At 45.4% G+C, this 19,537-nt stretch carries 16 protein-coding genes; 5 read left to right on the forward strand and 11 right to left on the reverse strand.

Features of this window, described 5'->3' with window-relative positions; genetic code table 11:
- Positions 1 to 166: 166 nt before the first annotated feature.
- From AC1DFM_RS06345 to AC1DFM_RS06375, 7 genes are all read right to left on the reverse strand, one after another.
- Complete coding sequence (locus tag AC1DFM_RS06345) at positions 167 to 1,336, reverse strand: FecR family protein (RefSeq protein ID WP_477075855.1); 1,170 nt, start codon at positions 1,334 to 1,336, stop codon at positions 167 to 169.
- 90 nt (positions 1,337 to 1,426) lie between these two features.
- Positions 1,427 to 2,017 (reverse strand): RNA polymerase sigma factor, encoded by a 591-nt coding sequence (locus AC1DFM_RS06350; RefSeq protein ID WP_477075856.1) that lies wholly within the window; start codon positions 2,015 to 2,017, stop codon positions 1,427 to 1,429.
- 176 nt (positions 2,018 to 2,193) lie between these two features.
- Positions 2,194 to 2,598, reverse strand: coding sequence for a RidA family protein (locus AC1DFM_RS06355; protein WP_477075857.1), 405 nt, complete (start codon positions 2,596 to 2,598; stop codon positions 2,194 to 2,196).
- Between the two features lie 89 nt (positions 2,599 to 2,687).
- Entirely contained in the window at positions 2,688 to 3,809 is a 1,122-nt protein-coding gene (locus tag AC1DFM_RS06360) for an oxidoreductase (protein ID WP_477075858.1), read from the reverse strand.
- 83 nt (positions 3,810 to 3,892) lie between these two features.
- Positions 3,893 to 4,489 carry a Crp/Fnr family transcriptional regulator gene (locus AC1DFM_RS06365; RefSeq protein WP_477075859.1) on the reverse strand — a complete coding sequence of 199 codons (597 nt, stop codon included), beginning with the start codon at positions 4,487 to 4,489 and terminating at the stop codon, positions 3,893 to 3,895.
- Positions 4,490 to 4,528: 39 nt separating this feature from the next.
- Positions 4,529 to 5,839, reverse strand: coding sequence for a hypothetical protein (locus AC1DFM_RS06370; RefSeq protein ID WP_477075860.1), 1,311 nt, complete (start codon positions 5,837 to 5,839; stop codon positions 4,529 to 4,531).
- Entirely contained in the window at positions 5,802 to 8,261 is a 2,460-nt protein-coding gene (locus AC1DFM_RS06375; RefSeq protein WP_477075861.1) for a DUF2339 domain-containing protein, read from the reverse strand. Before AC1DFM_RS06375 ends, AC1DFM_RS06370 begins: the two co-directional genes overlap by 38 nt.
- Before the next feature lie 234 nt (positions 8,262 to 8,495).
- On the opposite strand from AC1DFM_RS06375, the gene AC1DFM_RS06380 reads away from it, so the two are divergent.
- The 5 genes from AC1DFM_RS06380 to AC1DFM_RS06400 all read left to right on the forward strand — a co-directional run bounded on the left by AC1DFM_RS06380 (position 8,496) and on the right by AC1DFM_RS06400 (position 16,110).
- A complete protein-coding gene (locus AC1DFM_RS06380) occupies positions 8,496 to 9,011 on the forward strand; it encodes an RNA polymerase sigma factor (protein WP_477075862.1) in 516 nt (171 codons plus the stop codon).
- 83 nt (positions 9,012 to 9,094) lie between these two features.
- The gene (locus AC1DFM_RS06385) at positions 9,095 to 10,135 is read left to right on the forward strand and encodes a FecR family protein (RefSeq protein ID WP_477075863.1); all 1,041 of its coding nucleotides are present in this window, start codon (positions 9,095 to 9,097) and stop codon (positions 10,133 to 10,135) included.
- Between the two features lie 48 nt (positions 10,136 to 10,183).
- A complete protein-coding gene (locus AC1DFM_RS06390; RefSeq protein ID WP_477075864.1) occupies positions 10,184 to 13,600 on the forward strand; it encodes a SusC/RagA family TonB-linked outer membrane protein in 3,417 nt (1,138 codons plus the stop codon).
- Between the two features lie 14 nt (positions 13,601 to 13,614).
- The gene (locus AC1DFM_RS06395) at positions 13,615 to 15,198 is read left to right on the forward strand and encodes a SusD/RagB family nutrient-binding outer membrane lipoprotein (protein ID WP_477075865.1); all 1,584 of its coding nucleotides are present in this window, start codon (positions 13,615 to 13,617) and stop codon (positions 15,196 to 15,198) included.
- Between the two features lie 18 nt (positions 15,199 to 15,216).
- Entirely contained in the window at positions 15,217 to 16,110 is an 894-nt protein-coding gene (locus AC1DFM_RS06400) for a glycerophosphodiester phosphodiesterase family protein (protein WP_477075866.1), read from the forward strand.
- A 114-nt stretch (positions 16,111 to 16,224) separates the two neighbouring features.
- On the opposite strand, the gene AC1DFM_RS06405 is transcribed toward AC1DFM_RS06400, so the two are convergent.
- From AC1DFM_RS06405 to AC1DFM_RS06420, 4 genes are all read right to left on the reverse strand, one after another.
- Entirely contained in the window at positions 16,225 to 16,842 is a 618-nt protein-coding gene (locus tag AC1DFM_RS06405) for a hypothetical protein (RefSeq protein WP_477075867.1), read from the reverse strand.
- Positions 16,832 to 17,335, reverse strand: coding sequence for an RNA polymerase sigma factor (locus AC1DFM_RS06410; RefSeq protein ID WP_477075868.1), 504 nt, complete (start codon positions 17,333 to 17,335; stop codon positions 16,832 to 16,834). The genes AC1DFM_RS06405 and AC1DFM_RS06410 overlap by 11 nt, the downstream gene beginning before the upstream one ends.
- Before the next feature lie 12 nt (positions 17,336 to 17,347).
- Entirely contained in the window at positions 17,348 to 18,217 is an 870-nt protein-coding gene (locus tag AC1DFM_RS06415) for a TraB/GumN family protein (protein WP_477075869.1), read from the reverse strand.
- Positions 18,218 to 18,369: 152 nt separating this feature from the next.
- Positions 18,370 to 19,485: a suppressor of fused domain protein gene (locus AC1DFM_RS06420; RefSeq protein WP_477075870.1), complete on the reverse strand. Its 1,116-nt coding sequence runs from the start codon at positions 19,483 to 19,485 to the stop codon at positions 18,370 to 18,372.
- Positions 19,486 to 19,537: the final 52 nt, after the last annotated feature.

Consider the following 19,537-nt stretch of genomic DNA (forward strand, 5'->3'; position numbering starts at 1 on the left):
ACGCCACATCGCACGGGAAGCCCTGCCTTGGAAAAAAAGCCTTAAATACATACATTTGTATGGTTTGGGTAAATGAAAAATAATTGCTGAAACGATTATGGTTTATAGACCCATATTGACCGGGAGTGCTTCGAACCACTTCCGGTTTTTTAGTCTTTGGTTGTTTTTATGGTGATACGATAATTTGGTGTTCGCGTATGTCAAAATGTACTTCGCCAGTTAATTCCATCATTTTTAATACTTGAGAGATAGGTACGTTTCTCGGTATAATTCCGCGGAAATGTGCAGGTACTTCTTTTTGGTATATCACCTCCACATTGTACCAGCGGGCTATTTGCCTCATGACTGCGTGGAGGTCGTTTCCTTCCAGTTGGATAAATCCGTTTTTCCAGGCGATGGCTTCTTCTGCATCTGCGGCTTTCAATACTTTAATGACTCCGGTGCTACGATTAAGGTGTGCGCCCTCTCCGGGTGATAGCTTTTGGTTGTAATGGCCGTTATTTACTTTCACGGCGCCTTCCAGCAAAGTGGTGTTGATGTGTGCTTCATCGTCATAGGCCATGATATTAAAATGGGTACCCAATACCTGTACTTCCATTTGATCTACTTGTACGATAAACGGTTGGGCGGCATTTTTGGCCACCTCAAAATAAGCTTCTCCGGTTAACTGCACGGTGCGGTGCTGACTGGTGAAGGCCGCCGGATAACGTAGGCTACTGGCGGCATTCAGCCAAACCCGGGTGCTATCGGGCAGGGTAAGCTGGTATTGTCCTCCTCTTGGTGTGGATATTTTATTGAATAGTGCCGTAGTGTTGGTTAGGTGATGATCTGAGGAGCGATACAACAATTGCCCGCTGGCAGATTTGATAACAGCGGAACTTCCCTGTTGCGCCAGCGTTCCATTGGCGGCGCTGTCCAGCGATATTACACTTCCATCTCCCAACGTCAGCATCGCCTTATTACCACCTGGCATAATATCTTTGGCGGCTTTTGCAGCCACGACCCTGGTGGGTGTTGCGGTGCGGTGTTGCAGAAAGAAATAACCACCCATACCCAGCAGCAGCAATACAGCGGCAGCGGCGGCAATGCGGGTCCATGGCCACATGCGCACCACTTTGGGCCGGTCTGCCTGCAGAATATTATCTGCCAGCAGTTCCCAGTTGATGGTATCATTTACAGGAGCCACTGGTGTAGCCAACAGCTGTTCCACCCGGGCAGCGAGTGCGCCCGTATTATCTTCCAGCAAAAGATCACACAGCTCCTGCAACTCTTCCGGAGTAGCAGCTTGTTTTTCAGCCTGGTGAACGAGGTACGCCAGGCGTTCGTGGATAGTCAATTGGTATCGTTTTTCAGTTTAACGTGGTCATTCCTGATATAACAGACGCGCAATGGAACATTTAGGACCTAATGATTTGAAAAAAAATTTTTACTGCCCGTAAAACAGCCACAGCAGCCAAAAAGGTAAAATATATCCTGCAGTTTCCAGGTGTTTCCGGATGCTATGCAGTGATCTGACGAGAGAATTTTTAACGGTACTGGGAGAAAGTGATAGTTCGGCAGCGATTTCCGGAATCTTCTTACCACTTTCCCGGCTTAACAAATAAATACGTTTGGCCTGCGGCGGCAAAGCCTGCACCGCTTCATTAATCAAACGCAGGGTAGCCGTAAACGCCACTGCCTCCTCCGTGGTGAATTGCATATCCGCCTCTGCGGCCAACAGGTTCATCGCCTTTTCATGTACGGCCTGCCTACGTAAGTAGGAAAAAGACTGATGGAACAGAATACGTAGCAACCAGGACCTTGGATTTTCAATCCCCGGCAGTTTATCGCGACTCATCCACACCCGCAGGAAAGTTTCCTGTATAATATCTTCCGTTACCGCAGGCACTTTTGTCAGATGAATGACCAAAGGCTGGAACTGTGGACCATAGGTATAAAACAGTTGTTTGAAGGCCGCCTCATCGCCTTCAGCAATCAGCTGAAATAATTCTCTATCACTGTATAGCTGGTCATGCATGCGTTGGTAGGCCTGTGGAATGTTTTATGTCAACACCTGACTAAAGTAGGAAAAATAAATTATAGTTTCCAGACCAGGTATGCCAACGGCAGCATGCATCTGCCGCTTTCCCCTTGTACCTGATAAAAAAATAGCCACCCCGGTGTGGAGTGGCTATTTATATTAACAACTTGTTATTACTGCCATTCGGCCGCTGCATCTGCCACCGCTACGGCCTCTATCTCAATCAGCGCATCGGGAGAATACAGGGAAGACACTTCCAGAATCGTATCTGCAGGATAAGGCGCTTTGAAATACTTCGCTCTCAAAGCAACAATCTTATTGAAATTGCTCATATCTTTTAACAGAATAGTCACCTTCACCACATTTTTAAAACTGGAACCGCCCGCCTTCAGTACTTTTTCCAGGTTTTCAAAAGCCCTGGTAGCTTGTTTGTCGAAATCACCAATTCCCACTAACTGACCATTATCATCAATAGCCGTTTGTCCGGAGATGAATAACAAGTCGCCCACACGGTGGCCCTGGGCAAGGTGAAAGGGTTGATATGGATCTGGTGTGATTTTTATTTGTGAAATTTTCATTTTATTATTTTTTAATTGATGAGTTGAATTACTTTTTTGTGCAAAAGCATGGATGCTATAAAAGCTGATGAGTACTAATAAGAAGGTTTTCATAAACTGATGAGTGGGTTTGATTTAATGACTTTGTTAGTATGTTGGATGGTAGCTTCCGGCCAAAGCATATCCGGATGGAAATTAAGTGGCGATGTTCCATTGAGCGCATGCAAGGGCCATGCAGGATCTGCGAGCGCTGCTTTCCCTATCGCCAGCACGTCGGCATGTGATTCGTTGATCACCCTGGCTGCTCTTGTTAACTGATGCATGCCCCCGTTGGCAATAATGACGGCGCCGGTAATTTGTTTGGCCAATGCGGCATAGTTGGTGCCATCGGAGTAAAAGCTGTCCCGCTCCCACTCTCCGCTTTGAACGGCAATATGGATAAAGTCGGGCGTTACGTTGCGAGCTTCCTGCAATATTTCGATGGCCATGGTAGCGCCCTCTGTCCAGCGATACTTGAGGTCGTTCACCTTTCCTTCCGACAATCTGATGCCCACCAGGAAATGCGCGGGCACCACCGCCCTGATAGCCTGCATGATTTCGCGGATAATCCGGAAACGGTTGGGAGTATTACCCCCGTATTGATCTGTCCGAACGTTTAATTCAGGAGTCAGGAACTGATCCAGCAGATAGCCATTGGCGGCGTGTAACTCTACGCCATCAAAGCCCGCCTGTACAGCAATTTTAGCAGCATTCACAAATCCATTTTTAGCAGAGAGGATATCATCCTGGCTCATGGCCTCTGGGAAAGGATATGCACCGGTACCGCCATATTGTACCATTTTTACGCCGGTGGGTTGTACGGCAGAAGGAGCCAGCGTTTCATCGGAGTACTGCGATAGCGCGCCTGCATGCATCAACTGCGCAATGATCAACGCGCCATGTGCCTGTACCTGTTCTACGGCCGGCCGCCAGGCCGCTGCATGTGCGGGAGTAATAAGGCCGGGCTGATGACGATAGCCTTTACTCGCTATCTCATCTGTATAATTACCTTCCGTGATCACCATACTGAAACCACCTTTTGCAAAATGGGTATAATAGTCTACCATTTCTGCGGTGGCCAGTCCATCTGCTGAAGCGCTTACCCGTGACATGGGCGCTACTGCCAGCCTGTTTTTCAGCGGATGCTTTCCCCATGGCAAGGGTTGAAATATAGCGTGATTATTTGTGTTCATATGCTTAACGATTATGAACACAAAAGTATTTCAGCCGTTATTGCTGCACGTATAACTAGTATAACAAATGGGCTTAAACTAATTTAATTTTTTAAGTTCTTCTTTCGGATCTGACTGAGGAAAACGGGGGTGATACCGAGATAGGAAGCAATATGTTTCAGCGGCATACGCTGATCTATAGCAGGATATTTCTTTAATAGCCGGGCATATCGTTCGGCGCCGGTAATAGCGATGTTGTCGAGGATACGCTCATCCTGCGCCGCGCAGGCATTTTCATTGAGTATACGCCAGAAACGTTCCAGTGCGGGAATTTCTTGCAGCAAGGCGTCTCTTTTATGCTTTTCTATCTGCAATACAGTTACCGGCTCCATGGCTACAATACTACGGGTAGCGGCTTCCTGTCTGATCAGGCTTCGCAGATCGGTGATCCACCAATCTTCCATGGCAAAATGCAGGGTATGTTCATCGCCCTGATCGTCTACGTAAAAGGAACGGAGAAATCCTTTACATACATAGCTTTCCTGTCTGCAAATATCTCCCTGTTGCAGCAGGTACTGTTTCGGCAGTATACGCCGGATGGTTAATGCGTCGCAAAAACGTTGCTGCTCCTCTTCCGTTAAGGTGATCCGGGCAGTTAAATGATCAAGGATCATCTCATAATAGTTGGAAGCATCAGACATAGCAACGTTTTTGCGGGCAAAGATAAATAATAAGCCTATTTACTTTGGCGATCTGTCATTGCTTCCCTGCATTTCCTTCAGCATCTTCGTGGCAATAAACACCAGAAAGACGGCAATGGCAATCAGTGCGGCCCATATCCACCACTTGCTGCCGAATACGGTTAACGAGCTGTTTTTATTATCGGCCATGGCCGCTACCGCAATATTTACCGGCGCTTCCGGCTGAATCACGGGAATACTGGCTGGTACGCTGTCTTTGAAATAAGCCAGGTCGTATACCGGCGGTAGCAACGCGGCATCTCCGCCTTTGATTACATAAGCCGTGCCTTGCTGCAGGTTGGCCGTCAGCCAGATAGTTTGCTGCCAGGCGTTCACCGCACCGAATTGTAACGGCGGATTATCGTCATTATACACGATCAGCACCAACTCCTTATAGTTCCCGCCGTTCCCCAATACCACCTGCGCCGGCTGATCAGCCGAAAGATTGAACTCCCCCAGCCTGATGGAATGCACCACAGGGGGCTTTCCAATGGTTGATTCCGATGAATCCATTGCCACGATCTCTACCCTACGGCGATATAAGGCAGGTGCAGTAATGTTGAAAGATAATTTATTAATCAGGTAAGGCTGATCAAATTTCAAATGCAGGTGGGTTTCACGCGGATACTTAGCCGCTTCGGGCGTACTCATCACCGGCGCCGGCACGGCTGTATACTCAGTAGCACGGCTGTCCGACTTGTAGCGGCCAATCTTTTCTATAAATACCGGTGCGCTTGTAGAGTCATTAATCACCAGCTGGTACCAGGTGTATTTGGAAGATGGAATATCAATGGTTTTTACTACAATAGTCCCTGAGGCATCCGGTACTGCACTGGCGGGATCAAACACAAAAGCATCCGTAACACCATACCAATTCTTTTTATCATCGCTACCACTAATGCGCATGGTTTTAATCACGCGTGCATTCTTAAGCACCATTTCAAAATGATCCAGCGTGTAGTGATTAGCGTTATGAAATACAATAGTTGACTGTTTCCCGGCAACCTGGATATTATCAGCAATTTCAAATGGCTCAAATCCCGCTGTAGTGTAACCTCCTACCTGTTCCTGCAAAAGATAAGGCACCTCTTTGTTACCCTCCAATATCCTGAAATCCGCCCTGCCATTTACCCTGGCCGCTATTGCGGGGGTCACCATAATATGATAAAATCCAGTGGCCGGTACCGACGGCAACGCCGCCTGCCACGTATAACGTGGCGGATTTTGGGCATTTGCAGCCCCTGCTGCTAACAGCAACAGGAGCATTGGCCATTTATGCGTTATTTTCCGGAACATCTTTTTGTTGGTCATCTGCAAATAATATTTTTTTCAAACGCTGATACATAAATGAAATAATCAGCAGGATAACGCCCAGCGAAATGAAAGCAGCTATTTTTCCACCTTCTCCCAAACCTGTAAAATCAAACAGGAACAACTTCAGCAAAGTAAGGCCAAACAGCGATATGGAAATAATACGGACGGTCTTCGACTTCCAGCGCAAGCCCAGGTAAATCAACACAAAGGCAAATGCACCCCACAAAATGGCATAACCTACCCGATGCGTATTGTACAGTAAGTCGGCATCGTGGCCGCTGAACACCACCAGGTGATCCAGGCTGGCACTCACAATATAAAGAATGGCAGCAGAGCTGATCCATTGAAAAATAACGACAAACTCCCCACCCTTCAACGAACTAACCGTTTTCCATGCCTGGTAAATTACACCCAGCAACAGTACAATTAACAGGTAGTGCACATAGAAGTACACTGCCGGCGCCTTACCAGCCAGTACCTGCGCTCTTACATCAATGATAGCGGGGTTATAATATAACGGAAACGCTACCACGAAGCATAATGTTAATAACAGCAACGGCAAACGAACCGCTTCAAATTTACGGCGACTCAGATACAACAACACGCCAATGAACAGGTAATTATAAGCACCCGCCCATACAGGCGTTAATAACACAAAATGATGATTGCTCTGGTATATAATTTCCAACAGCAATACCACATAAGTCAGCAGCACCCCTAATATCAACAGTCCTGTATTGTAAACAGATACAGATAAGTCAATAATAAACGGCTTCGCCGGATCTTCATTTTTACACAGCCTGCGTAATAAAAACACCGCCGCTACGGATACGGCACCTGTTATAAAGGCTTTATTAATAAATGGCAGGAACAGCGTTTTGGAACCATCATACAGTTGTGTCCAGTCGAGCATCAGGCTAATCATCATCAGGGCCAATACCAGTACAGACACATACTTCATCAACGTGATACCTGACTTCTGCCATAACCATAATAACAACACGGTTTCCGCTGCCCAGAATAAGGTGATATAATTCCCATGCAGCTGTATAGGCGCGGTCAGACTCACAAAGCTCAACACCAATCCTATCAGTAAGAATATCAGGGTACGGTCAGCACGCTTATTACGGTACAGGCTATACGCAAAAACAAAGTTAAATACCGCCATCAGCGCGGTGAATAAACCTTGCCAGGTATCGCCGCTCAATTGATTCAGAATCAGCATGCCAGCGGCATAGTACAAGAATGTATTGCTCAGCAATATGGCGATATCGAAAAAGTCGAACTTCCTTTTATTACGCACATTGTTGATCACGTTCATCGCGAAGAATACGAAGTAATACAGCGTAGCATATACCAGCGCGGTGCCGTAAGGCGTAGGCTTCGTTAACGTGGTATTTTTCAGGTGAACAAACAACCAACCACCAAACAACAGGATAGTAGCGATGTAGCAAATGATATTGACAATATTCCATTTCTTGAAATATGCCAAAATCAACATACCTATATCCAGGATCAGGATGTAGGTAAACAGCACCACTATATTACCATCACCGGTACTCACCAGAAATGGCGCGGCAAAGCCGCCTACAATGGCTATCACCGCCAGTTCTTTCCGGTTGTAGTTCAGCGACAGTAATACCGTAAACGCTGTAATAAAAATAGTGAGTATGAAAGCCAGGGGCTGGCTAATCAAATGATATTGTTGAAACGCAATAGTGATGGTAAAATAAAGTACGGATACCCCACCGCCTACCAGCACAGAGCTGAAGGCTGCAAAAGTTTTGCGCATTTTATAAGACAACCCGATGAGCAATCCGCCACAAAGGATGCCTATAAACGTACGGCCTATTTCATTGATCCAATCCTTATCGATGGCGTACTTCAGGAAAAACCCGATGCCCAGCACCAATACCGCAATACCTATCTTATTAAACAGGTTCTCTCCAATGAATTTCTCAATATCCGGATTCTTTTCCCAGAAAGTGGGTTGTGGAGGCTTAACGGCCGCATGTTCTTCTGCATGGTACAGCACTTCCGGCGATATTGTCCAGCTGTTAGCTTCCACTGCAGCTACTGGCTGCGCTATGGCAGGTTCAGGTTCCGGTTCAGGCTCTCTTACCGGTTCCGGATCTGGTATTACTACCGGCGGTTGGTAGGTTGCTACTGGTATAGGAGGAGGCAATACCGGCTCCGGCGCCCTTACCGGCGGCGGTGGCGGCGATGACCTCACCGGCGCTTCAGGCGCTTGGTCGGCCAAAGACTCCGGTTTTTGCGCTGACTCCAACTCCCGGAGCTGCTTATGCAGGTCCAATATCTGGGTCCTTAAATTAAGTATAGCGGCAGATGTTTCATTTTTGAAAATTAACAACACAATGAAAATGGCCACCAATAACAAGAAAACGACAGCTTCGTACATATTTTATGACAGGTATGGTTGAATAATAGTCCAACAACAGTTAAATATAAATTTAAAATCGACAATATATTAATTTATTGATTCCCAATACCCTGATTGCGTAATATCCCGCTTGACAAGATTAAACCTCTCTACTGCACCGCTTAACATTAAAATAACCTTGCTGATTAATCATTTATAATTCACTTTGCAGAATCCTGATCCATAAAAAACGGCCGCAATATTTATATTTAAATGCTCAACATTTCACTAATAAAGGATGGAAACGAAAAAGCGTTTAAACAACTATATGACCTTTTTCACGTCAAATTATTTCATTACTTCCTTAAACGGAAACAACCCCATGACATCGCCCGGGAGCTGACCCAATGTACCTTTATTAAGATCTGGCAATACCGCCTTTCGTTAACGGAATCCTGCAGCATCGACACCCAGGTATTTACCACCGCCAACTCCGTTTTGATAGATCATATCCGCATGGAAGCACGGCAGGCGCATATCTCCGTGCATACCCTTGAACTATCCCATCCCGAAACAGCTGCCCCTGTACAAACTTTTGAAAAGAATAATTATATCCATACCTATATCGCCCAACTCCCTCCTGTCAGGAAAAAAGTGATTGAACTAAAACTGGTACATGGATACTCCAACAAAGAAATCGCCCATCAGTTAAGTATGGCGGTAAAAACGGTAGAAGACCATATCACCAAGGCTTTACGCACTATTAAAACATTGCGCCTGTTCCTGTAATATTAACTAAATGTTAAGAGCAGGGGTTACCCCACCGCCTATACGTAAACAATAAGTAACTATTTATTTTTTAGTAGCTATTCATGCAAATAACAAAAGAAAAGATTCAGCAATTTCTAAGTGGCGGTTGTACAGCGGCGGAAGCAGATGAAATAGCTGCGTGGCTGAGGAACAACCCGGAGGTATTGAACAGCTACCTGGAACAGGACTGGCAAACCGTTTCAGACGAAGGCCAATTGTCGCCCGATGAGAGCAAAGCCATGTACCAACAGTTATTACAACAGTTATCGCTGAAGAAATCATCCATTTTCACTATAAAAAAAATGGGACTGGTGGCGGCGGCTTCCCTGCTATGCCTGGTAGTGGTAACCCTTTATAACGTTTCCAAACAACCAGCTACAAAAGTAGCCGAAATTACTACCACCATCGCCCCGGCAACAACAGCTCCAACATGGACCGTATGCGAGAACAACGGCCCGAAAAAGAAAAAAATCACCCTCCCTGATGGCAGCATTGCCGTGCTATCAGGGAACAGCCGGATAAGCTACCAGCAGCCTTTTCCAGCCAACAAAAGAGACATTAACATGAACGGACAGGTATATTTCTCTGTGCATAAAGATCAATCAAAACCTTTTACCGTATATGCCGGCAACACCGCTACTACGGCATTGGGTACTGCTTTCCGCATCCACATGCAACAAAAAGAAATTACTATCCAACTGTTTAATGGTAAAGTAAGGATTCAGCCACTGCCAGGAACAACAAAAGGATGGGACAGCACTCTTTACCTGATGCCCGGAGAACAGCTACAGTACAACATTTCAAAATCATCTACCACCATATCTACATTTATTAAAAATACTGCTCATGAGGAAATATTGCCAACAACCACTTTATCATTCAATAATGAACCTATAGACAAGGTATTCGATAAGCTATCCGCAAAATATAAAGTCACTATCCTTTACAATAAAAAAGAAATCAATGGCATCTCCTTTACAGGAAGCGTAATGGAGAAAGATTCATTACCCATGATATTACATATCATCGGCAAAATGAATGGCCTCGAAACAGATCAGCAAAACAACGCATTCATCATTAAAAAAACAGCCGTACCGAAATAATTTATTCATCGTCACCCAATAAGATACCGATGCAGGAAATGCCTGCGTATGGGCATTCTATGCGTATTCACTAACATCACTTTACATTTTATGCATTTTAAGAGCAAACTACGCCGGGAAAAAACCGGACTACTTACCTGCCTTTTTTTATTGCTGTTTGGACAAGTTGCCTTGTCGCAGGAAAAACTGGCTGAACTCACAGGTACTGTTATGAGTGAAAAAGGTGAAACACTGCCAGGCGTAAGTGTTACCGCCACTGATCAACATACCCATCAACACTTTTCCACCGTTACCGATGGAACAGGTATTTTCATCTTCAAAAAATTAATACCCGGTAATAAATATGATCTGAACTTTACTTTCATGGGCTATCTGCCCGGCAACTATAAAGGCTTTGAAGTAAGCGCTGCTACCAACAACCTGCTCATGCGCTTACAGGAAGATACCAAAGCCCTCAGCGAAGTAGTAGTAACCGCCTTAGGCGTTAAAAAAGAAATCAAAAAGATCGGTTATGCCGTGCAGGAAGTAAAAGGCGCCGACCTCGTAAAAGCCAGGGATGCCAACCCTATTACCGGATTAACGGGTAAGGTGGCCGGCCTCTCCGTAGCTGCCAACACAGAAATGCTGGGTACTCCTTCTCTGGTGATGAGAGGTAACCAAATCACCCTGTTTGTAGTAGATGGTGTACCCATCAGCTCCGATACCTGGAACATCAGTCCGGACGATATTGAAAGCTACAGCGTACTGAAAGGCCCAGCCGCTGCTGCATTGTATGGTAGCCGCGCACAATACGGCGCCATCCTCATTACTACCAAAAAAGCGGGTAACAAAAAAGGCATGAGCGTAGAATTCAATTCCACCAACTCCGTTGATAAAGGATTTATTGCCATGCCACACACGCAGCACGAATATGGTGGGGGTATGTATGGCCAGTATGCTTATGCAGATGGATTTGGCAGTGGGGTGCAGGATGCCCAGTACCAGCTCTGGGGACCTAAGTTCCGTGGACAGCTGCTGCCGCAATACGATGGTGAATACGATCCTAATCAAACCTATACCACCATCTTCGGTGACCTGAAATACAATGGACATATCAAACCAACGCCTTACGTAAACCGCGGTTATGTAAACGGTAAAAGCAACCTGGAAAGATTCCTGAAACCAGGCTTCCAGTCCACCAACAACCTGGCCTTATCCGCTACCGGCGAGAAATACGCCCTGCGCTTTTCCGTATCGCAATCCCACCAAACCGGCATCGTTCCTAATACCGGCGTAGATGTGGCTAACTTCAACACCACTGCCACCTACAAAATCACGCCACGCCTGACGTTCAACTCAGACGTGAACTTCAGCAGAACCTACACACCTAATATTCCTGATGTAACCTACGGCCCCAACAGCCTTATTTATAACCTTTCCGTATGGACCGGTGATGAATGGAATGTTGATGCACCGGACATCCGCGGCAAATGGCAACCAGGACAAAAAGATGTGAAAATTGTATTCCCCGAGCACGTACACTATAACAACCCCTGGATGATGGTGGAAGACTGGCTCAGAGGACATTACAAAACAGATATCAATGGCTATTTATCCCTAAACTATAAACTGAACGATCACCTGGATGTAACCGGACGTACACAGGTAAGCACGTATAGCCTGTTCCGTTCTGAAAAAATGCCATGGGGCGCTTATACTTACGCCAGAACACTCGGGCAGGGCGACTATCGCGAAGACCGCCGGAATATGTTCGAGAACAACACCGATGTACAGTTGAATTATAATTACAAGGTGAGTCACCTGATCAGCGTTTCAGGCCTGGCGGGCGCCAGTTTAAGGTCGTTTACCTATAACTCTAATTTCACTTCTACCGATTACCTGGTGGTACCTACGGTATACAACTTCAGTAACTCGCTCAATACCCTGATGACGAATAACTTTAGTTCCGACATGCGGGTACTCAGCGCCTATGCTTCTATGGATGCGTCTTTCGGGAGATATGCTACGCTGTCAGCTACCGGAAGAGTTGATAAGTCATCGGCGTTACCTAAAGGCAGTAACGTGTATTTCTACCCAAGCGTATCACTGGCATCTGTTGTCTCTGATTATGTGAACCTGCCGTCTGTGATCTCCTTCCTGAAAGTACGTGGCTCCTTTGCTACCGTACACGGAGATGCTACCGCTACTTACATCGGCGCTACACCTTACAATGTATGGAGCCAGCTGAATGGTTCTACTGCCAACAGCTTAAACACCAACTTCTCCCAGTATGGTAATAACTATTTAAGCCCCTATGGCGGTCCGGATTACTCCCTGCAATCGGCTTTCTCTACAGCTAAAAAATATAACAACGTTACGGCTGCATTTTCTACCAACAGCATCTTCGATCCAAATATCAAAACATTTAACCGTGTAAACTTTGAAGAAGGACTTGATGTAAAAGTGTTGAAAAACAGGCTAGGTCTGAGTGCTACCGCCTTCCAGTATATTGATGGACCACAGATTTTACCAAATCCAATTTCTCCCTCTACCGGATATACTACTTACTACATTAACGCACTGAAAACAAAGAAAACAGGTTATGAGCTGTCATTGATGGGTACCGCTGTAAAAGCAAAAAACTTCAGCTGGGACGTACTGGTGAACTGGTCTACCTTCAAAGAAGTATATAACGAACTACCGCCCGGACAAACCAATTACAACACTTACTTCCAGAAAGGCGACAGAACCGATAAATTATATTCTACCGGTTTCGTAAAAACCCAGGATGGAAAGATTGTGTATGATGCCGGTGGTAAGCCATTGAAAAATCCCTATCCACAATTCCTCGGATACATGAATGCGGACTACATGTGGTCTTTCAGCAATAACTTCCGCTACAAAGATTTTAATTTCAGCTTCCAGTTCGATGGTAGCGTAGGTGGTGTAATCAGCAACCGTCTTTACTCGCTGACCATGCAGGGCGGCGCCAATATCGCCACGGTAGAAGGTGCGATCGGTAAATCCAGGCTGGATGATGATGCCAATGCTGGTGTAGGCGCTTACAAAGGTACTTACGTAGGCGATGGCGTACAGGTATCCAATGGCGTACCTATTAAGTATGACAACTATGGTAACATCACCAACTACAAAGACCTGCAATTTGCCACTAACAAATCTACCAGTACCGTACAAAGCTGGGCTACCCAATACTACGGCCAGATACAGGAAGGCATGCTCACCAGCAAAACCTACGCAAAACTGAGAGAAGTAGTAATTGGCTACAACCTGCCACAGCAATGGTTAAGCCGCACTTTCATCAGCCGCCTGACTTTATCGCTGGTAGGCAGAAACCTGCTTTATTTCTATAAAGACAATAAATACAAGGGTATTGACGTGGAACAGTATAATACTGCTACCGCTTCTTCCGGTTTGCAAACACCTACCACCCGCAGATTTGGCTTTAACGTTAATGTCTTATTCTAAACCAGCATCATTTTATGAAATCAGTACTTAAAAATATATTCATTGCCGGTACCGCACTACTGCTTACCGGAAGCTGCAAAAAAAGCTTTGATGAGCTTTATGTGAATAAAAACAAACCGTTGTCTGTACCGGCCTCCCTGCTGTTTAATGGTATCCTCAGCAGCATGATAGATGCGCCAGGCGGACAAATGGACAGAACTAACCAGTTTCAGCTACAGAACAACTCCTACTTTGGAAATAATCAGTACCTGTTTGGCGCCGGCGATAATCTCTATGCTACGTTAACCAACGTAGTGAATATGGAAAGCCAGGCGAAAGTATTTGGTGCCAGAGATCAAAACCCTTATCATGCTATGGGTAAGTTTTTCCGGGCCTATCTCTTTTCAAGGATGAGTCTTCAGATGGGTGATATTCCCATGTCGGAAGCATTGAATGGACTGAATAACCTGAAGCCTAAATACGATCCGCAGAAGCTGGTATTCAAGCAGGCATTTGCCTGGCTGGATAGCGCCAACACAGACCTCGCACAGTTAATCACCAACAATGATCAATCCTTATCCGGTGATATGTACTTCTCCAATAACCTGAAGAACTGGCAAAAAGTGGTGAACACTTTCCGTCTGAGATTACTGATACATCTCAGCAAGAAAGCAGCTGGTGAAGCGGATCTCAATATACCCGGACAATTTGCCGATATTGTGAATAATCCAACAAAGTACCCGGTTATGGAAGGTCCGGCCGACAACCTGCAATATATCTGGCTCAATCCCACCAACAAATATCCCATGAACCGGGAAACATTTGCAGATGGCGCGTTGAACAATATTTCCGCTACTTACGTCAGCTTATTAACCACGCTGAAAGATCCGCGCGTATTTATTACGGCTGATCCTGCGCCGGGTATTGTAGCAGCAGGCACCAATCCGGGTACGTTTGCAGCCTTCCAGGGCGGCGATCCGGGCTTAGACATGGGCGTACTGGCCAGCCAGAATGGTGGCGGGAAAATAGGTTATGTAAACAGGTACCGTTACTTCCTCGGCTACACCGGTGAGCCAACACCTATCATCGGTTATACCGAAATGTGCTTCAATATTGCAGAAGCCATCAACAGAGGTTGGTTAGCTACAGGGCCTAAAGGCGACGCCGAAGCGTATTACAATGCAGGCATCAAAGCTTCACTGGCCTTCTATAATATTCCGTTGAAAGGCAATATCACCGCCTATTCCCTGCCTCCGGGCGCTAAGTTAACAGATCCTAATCCTTTTGTGGCTACGCCGGTAAGTGTGGATTACGATACTTACTATGCACAGTCCACCGTGAAATATGCGGGTAATAACGCCGCGGGTCTTACCCAGATCCTGCAACAGAAATACCTGGCATTTTTCCTCAACAGCGGATTAGAGCCTTATTATAACTGGCGTCGTACAGGCGTACCCGTATTTACCACCGGCGTAGGTACCGGCAACAATGGTAAAATTGCCATCCGGTACAAATACCCAACGGCTGAACAATCTGCCAACACAGACAACTATAACGCTGCTATTGCCCAATACAACAATGTTGATGATATCAACGGGCAAATGTGGTTATTGAAATAATGCTAAAAATATATTGATATGAATCGTATAATATTATCTTTCTGTGGTGCGCTGCTTTGTGGCAGCGCCTTCGCACAGCAATCAATTGATGTACAGGCGCACCGGGGCGGTATGGCGCTGATGCCGGAAAACACTATTCCTGCCATGCTCAATGCCGTGAAACTGGGTGCCAGAACACTGGAACTGGATTGCGTTATTACCTCCGATAATAAAGTGGCGGTATCTCATGATACGTATATGTCTGCCGAATTTATGCGCAAACCGGATGGATCGGATGTTACCAAAGCAGAAGAGAAAAGCCTGGCACTGTATAAAATGACGTACGACAGCATCCAACAATATGATGCCGGTACCAAACCACATCCCCGTTTTCCGCAGCAAGCGAAAATGATGGTGCATAAACCGTTGTTATCTGTGCTCATCGACAGCGTGGAAGCTTATGTAAAAGCACATCACCTGAAGCCGGTGTATTACAATATGGAAACCAAAAGTTCCCCTGATGGCGATGGCACTTACAATCCGGCGCCAAAGGAATTTGTAGCGCTGCTGATGCAGGTGATCAAGGAAAAGAAGATTGCCAACCGGGTAATCATCCAATCTTTTGATGTACGTACTTTACAGGTGCTGCATCAATCTTTTCCTAAACAAAAAACAGCTTTATTAATTGGCAATAAAGATAGCTTCAGCGCCAACCTCGAAAAGCTGGGATTCACACCGGATATCTACAGCCCTTACTACCTGCTGGTAAACGCCGATCTGGTAAAAGAAGCACATGCTAAAAAAGTAGCCGTGCTGCCATGGACCGTAGATGAAGACAGTGATTTCAAGAAATTAATAGCAGATGGAGTAGATGGTATTATTACCAATGCACCGGATAAGCTGATCAAAGTAGCGGGTAGCTACCAGCGTTAGACGAGCAGAAAGCAGAAAGCAGAAAGCAAAAAGCTATTGAGGCGAATGATCAAAGCGAGATAATATTCGCAATGGTCATTCGCCTCAATAGCTTTTTGCTTTCTGCTTTCTGCTTTATGCTTCTTTAAACTCGTCCAACACTACCTTTATCTGATTCAGGTATCTTCCATAATAAAATTTCACCCAAAGGTTCACCGATAACATCATCACCAGCACAGCAACCAGGACGGGAATCACCAGGGCTACCGCCATCCCCTGATTTGTTTGCGCAGCCTGAAACAATAACTTCATCTTCTCATTTGACGTACTCGTCATACGTAATCCCACCCCTATCAATGTCAGTGGAATTAATGTATAGGCAAATGATTTATACATTTCAATATTCAATTTTCCCTCATAATACAATTCGTATAAATGATCCTTCGAGCGAAGCGTGCTTGTATTCAGATGTTTATAAAAAACATGGAATTTGGAAAAATAATAGATCGAAATAGTTACCGCAACAAAATATATTACGTAAAAAGGCATAGCTGCTATCGGGCCCACATAGCCAAATTTTGGTGCCACTCCTATCATCACTAAACTAATCAATTGTATATATAATTCCAACTGCATCCTTCTACGGATCTTTTCTATAGGAAGTGCCAGTGTCTTCAATTGCGTTACGCTATCAGGTACTGTACCTTCTCCCTTATCATCATTCCACATAGATTTTATATCATCAAAATTCATAGCCTTGTTTTTTAATAAGTACTTTTAATTTGTCTTTGGCCCTGCTGAGCTTTATTCTCGCATTCCCTTCCGATATTCCCAGGTTGTCGCCTATTTCTTTATGCGAATAATTCTCGAGATGTAGGAACACCAAAGCTTTTTCTAATCTTTCCAGTTTTTGTACAGCCTTGTAGAAGTGTGCCAGTTGCAGTTCTTTGGTAGCCGTTGCACCTTCCTCTATTGCTATATCTTCCGGCATCATATCGGTAACTGGCATTCTCTTCTTTTCTCTTTTGAAGAATACGAGGGCGGTATTCAGGGCCACCCGATACATCCAGGTAGAGAAGCGGCTTTGTTGCTGGAACGAATCAAAAGATTTCCACAATTGATAAATGATCTCCTGTGTTAAGTCCTGCTGATCATCTTCCGCATCCATGTACATTTTGGAAATTTTATGGATGATTCCTTTGTGGGTGGCTATCAAATCCAGAAATTCTTTTTCCTTGCTTTTCAAAACAGCGGGGCTTTAGTTCATAACAGGCTTAACAGTATATCCTTTTGCTTTCAACAATGCAATAACGCCACCAGGACCAGGAAGATGGCCCGCGCCTACCGCAAAGAAGCAGCTTTCTTTCTGCATCATGCCTGGCATCTTTTCCGCCCAGTTGCTGTTTCTTACCAGCAGCATGTATTTCATGGTATTTTCATCCATTAACTCAGGCGAGGTCATTAAGGCATACAAGCCGTTAATATCTTCTGCTTTATACCGTGATACCAATTTGGCAGACCCGTCCACTGCGTTATCAAAATCCTTCACTTGTGCTATAATCTGTGAATCAGTAAAGGCTTTATTCAGGAGCCGCATTTGTGCCACCACTTCCTCCATGTAGTCTCTGTGCATATTGTGTTCTGTAGCCATTTTATTAAACACCATTTCAAATGATTTTGGGGTAGCACAGGGAAATGTTTTAACCGCTACCAGCGACATCACCATGGAGAGTTTAAAGTTGTCGAATGTTTTTAGTGGCATGCCACATTTCAATTGTAAAATGGAATCTACCGCGGCATATTCCGGAGCGGTCAGCTTTTTACTCAATGGCACATCCGACATCATTTCCGCCTTTATTTCACTACCGATATTTGGATTAAACACATCTGCTTCCAGCACCAGCGCAGCCGTTTTATTGAAGGCCTTTGTCACTTTGTCTGTGATTTTAAAATCGTTTTCGCAGATCATGTGGATAGTGCCATAGAGATAAGAAGGCTGCTTCAGGCCCTTGCCACTCACTTCCCATAAGAGCGAATTTTCTTTCGAAGACGTTTGTGYAGATGCGTGACCTACAGATAAACAAGCCAGGATGACAACAAGGACGATATTACGAAGGGTCTTTTTCATATGCTTTTAAGTTTCTTTTCATCATTAGTAGGTGGTGAAATCATTTCGTTACAGATTTTCTCCACTTTTTTTAAAAAATTCCTGAAACCAGCCGCAGATAAGGAAAAGGCCCCGCTAAGTGCGGAGCCTTCCTGTATTTAAAAGTATTATTTTTATTCAAAAGGCAACTCCGCCCGTTTGGTAACAATATGAGTCAGCCCGTGATGAATCATTTTCTCCAGCAAATCATATCCGGCATTGGGACGGATATGGGCAAACTCCCGTTCCAGTTTGGTAATAGGCACTAACCAATAAAGGTTAACTTTATCTCCATATACTTCCGGTAGTGAAACGGCAGGGCCATTATATAAAGCAGTGGATGCCACCACGCTTTCGTACGGTTGAGGAAGACTTTCAGAGCTAACGGTATGCCCCTCTCCCAGCCACGTGACCTGCTTCCAGGGACGGTCGGCCAGGCCAGACATGAAACCCGCCAGGTTCATAATTTCCTCATCAGTATAGTCTGCCTTATTAAAGGCCATTGCCAGTTCCATCCGGCGGAAACCAGGCGAACGCTCATTGTATAACAGTTCTACCCAGGGCATAGGTCGTATACTTACTCCCATGGTACACAGGTACACTACTTCATCCTTTTCAAATTTTCCTAATGCCATGGGTGGCCATTGATCTCCATCTATGGCGTAGTATTTTACCATTGGGCCATAAGCTGCCTCATAAGCATTAATATACTTTTCTTGTAAGATGCCCCATGCCTGGGAAGCTTCATCGGACCACTCCTGCCAAAAGGCCTGTGCCTGATCTACCCTTTCGTACATCACGTTAACCCCGCGCTTACCCAGTGGCATCAGCCGGTCGGTATCACCGGCGCCGATGCAGTCGGCCGCATAGGCCACCGCATGTTCTTCATTATATAAACTCCAGCCGGGAATGACGCCGAGTATTTCCCCATCGTACAGCACCGCGGCGCCATCTCCTTCTTCCATCCATACTATACTCAGCCGTTCTTTTTCCAAAGGCTCCTTTCCCTGCGGATGATTACAGTAATCGGCCTGCAGCATGGGCGCCATACCTTCCTTCATGGCAGCGGTATCTCTCTTTTCCGGCGCTGCCTGCAGGTTGCGTAACCAGCACGGACGCGGATTATATTTAGATTGCAATAATTCTGATGGATACAGATAGAAATAAGCTACCCTGTCGTCCTGCTCTACTACGGCGTATAACGTTCCTCGGTTATTAGGCTGGTCTATCAACATTACCGGTTCTGACATAACTACATTTTTAATATTACTCAAAAGTAATGCATTCAAACAGGACTATAAA

The organism is Chitinophaga sp. 05T412 (assembly GCF_056396465.1).

What these genes read in the sequence shown, in the direction of transcription:
- AC1DFM_RS06350 (WP_477075856.1), bottom strand. Translation starts at nt 2,017, where the DNA reads ATGCATGACCAGCTATACAGTGATAGAGAATTATTTCAGCTGATTGCT.
- AC1DFM_RS06355 (WP_477075857.1), bottom strand. Translation starts at nt 2,598, where the DNA reads ATGAAAATTTCACAAATAAAAATCACACCAGATCCATATCAACCCTTT.
- AC1DFM_RS06360 (WP_477075858.1), bottom strand. Translation starts at nt 3,809, where the DNA reads ATGAACACAAATAATCACGCTATATTTCAACCCTTGCCATGGGGAAAG.
- AC1DFM_RS06365 (WP_477075859.1), bottom strand. Translation starts at nt 4,489, where the DNA reads ATGTCTGATGCTTCCAACTATTATGAGATGATCCTTGATCATTTAACT.
- AC1DFM_RS06370 (WP_477075860.1), bottom strand. Translation starts at nt 5,839, where the DNA reads ATGACCAACAAAAAGATGTTCCGGAAAATAACGCATAAATGGCCAATG.
- AC1DFM_RS06375 (WP_477075861.1), bottom strand. Translation starts at nt 8,261, where the DNA reads ATGTACGAAGCTGTCGTTTTCTTGTTATTGGTGGCCATTTTCATTGTG.
- AC1DFM_RS06380 (WP_477075862.1), top strand. Translation starts at nt 8,496, where the DNA reads ATGCTCAACATTTCACTAATAAAGGATGGAAACGAAAAAGCGTTTAAA.
- AC1DFM_RS06385 (WP_477075863.1), top strand. Translation starts at nt 9,095, where the DNA reads ATGCAAATAACAAAAGAAAAGATTCAGCAATTTCTAAGTGGCGGTTGT.
- AC1DFM_RS06390 (WP_477075864.1), top strand. Translation starts at nt 10,184, where the DNA reads ATGGGCATTCTATGCGTATTCACTAACATCACTTTACATTTTATGCAT.
- AC1DFM_RS06395 (WP_477075865.1), top strand. Translation starts at nt 13,615, where the DNA reads ATGAAATCAGTACTTAAAAATATATTCATTGCCGGTACCGCACTACTG.
- AC1DFM_RS06400 (WP_477075866.1), top strand. Translation starts at nt 15,217, where the DNA reads ATGAATCGTATAATATTATCTTTCTGTGGTGCGCTGCTTTGTGGCAGC.
- AC1DFM_RS06405 (WP_477075867.1), bottom strand. Translation starts at nt 16,842, where the DNA reads ATGAATTTTGATGATATAAAATCTATGTGGAATGATGATAAGGGAGAA.
- AC1DFM_RS06420 (WP_477075870.1), bottom strand. Translation starts at nt 19,485, where the DNA reads ATGTCAGAACCGGTAATGTTGATAGACCAGCCTAATAACCGAGGAACG.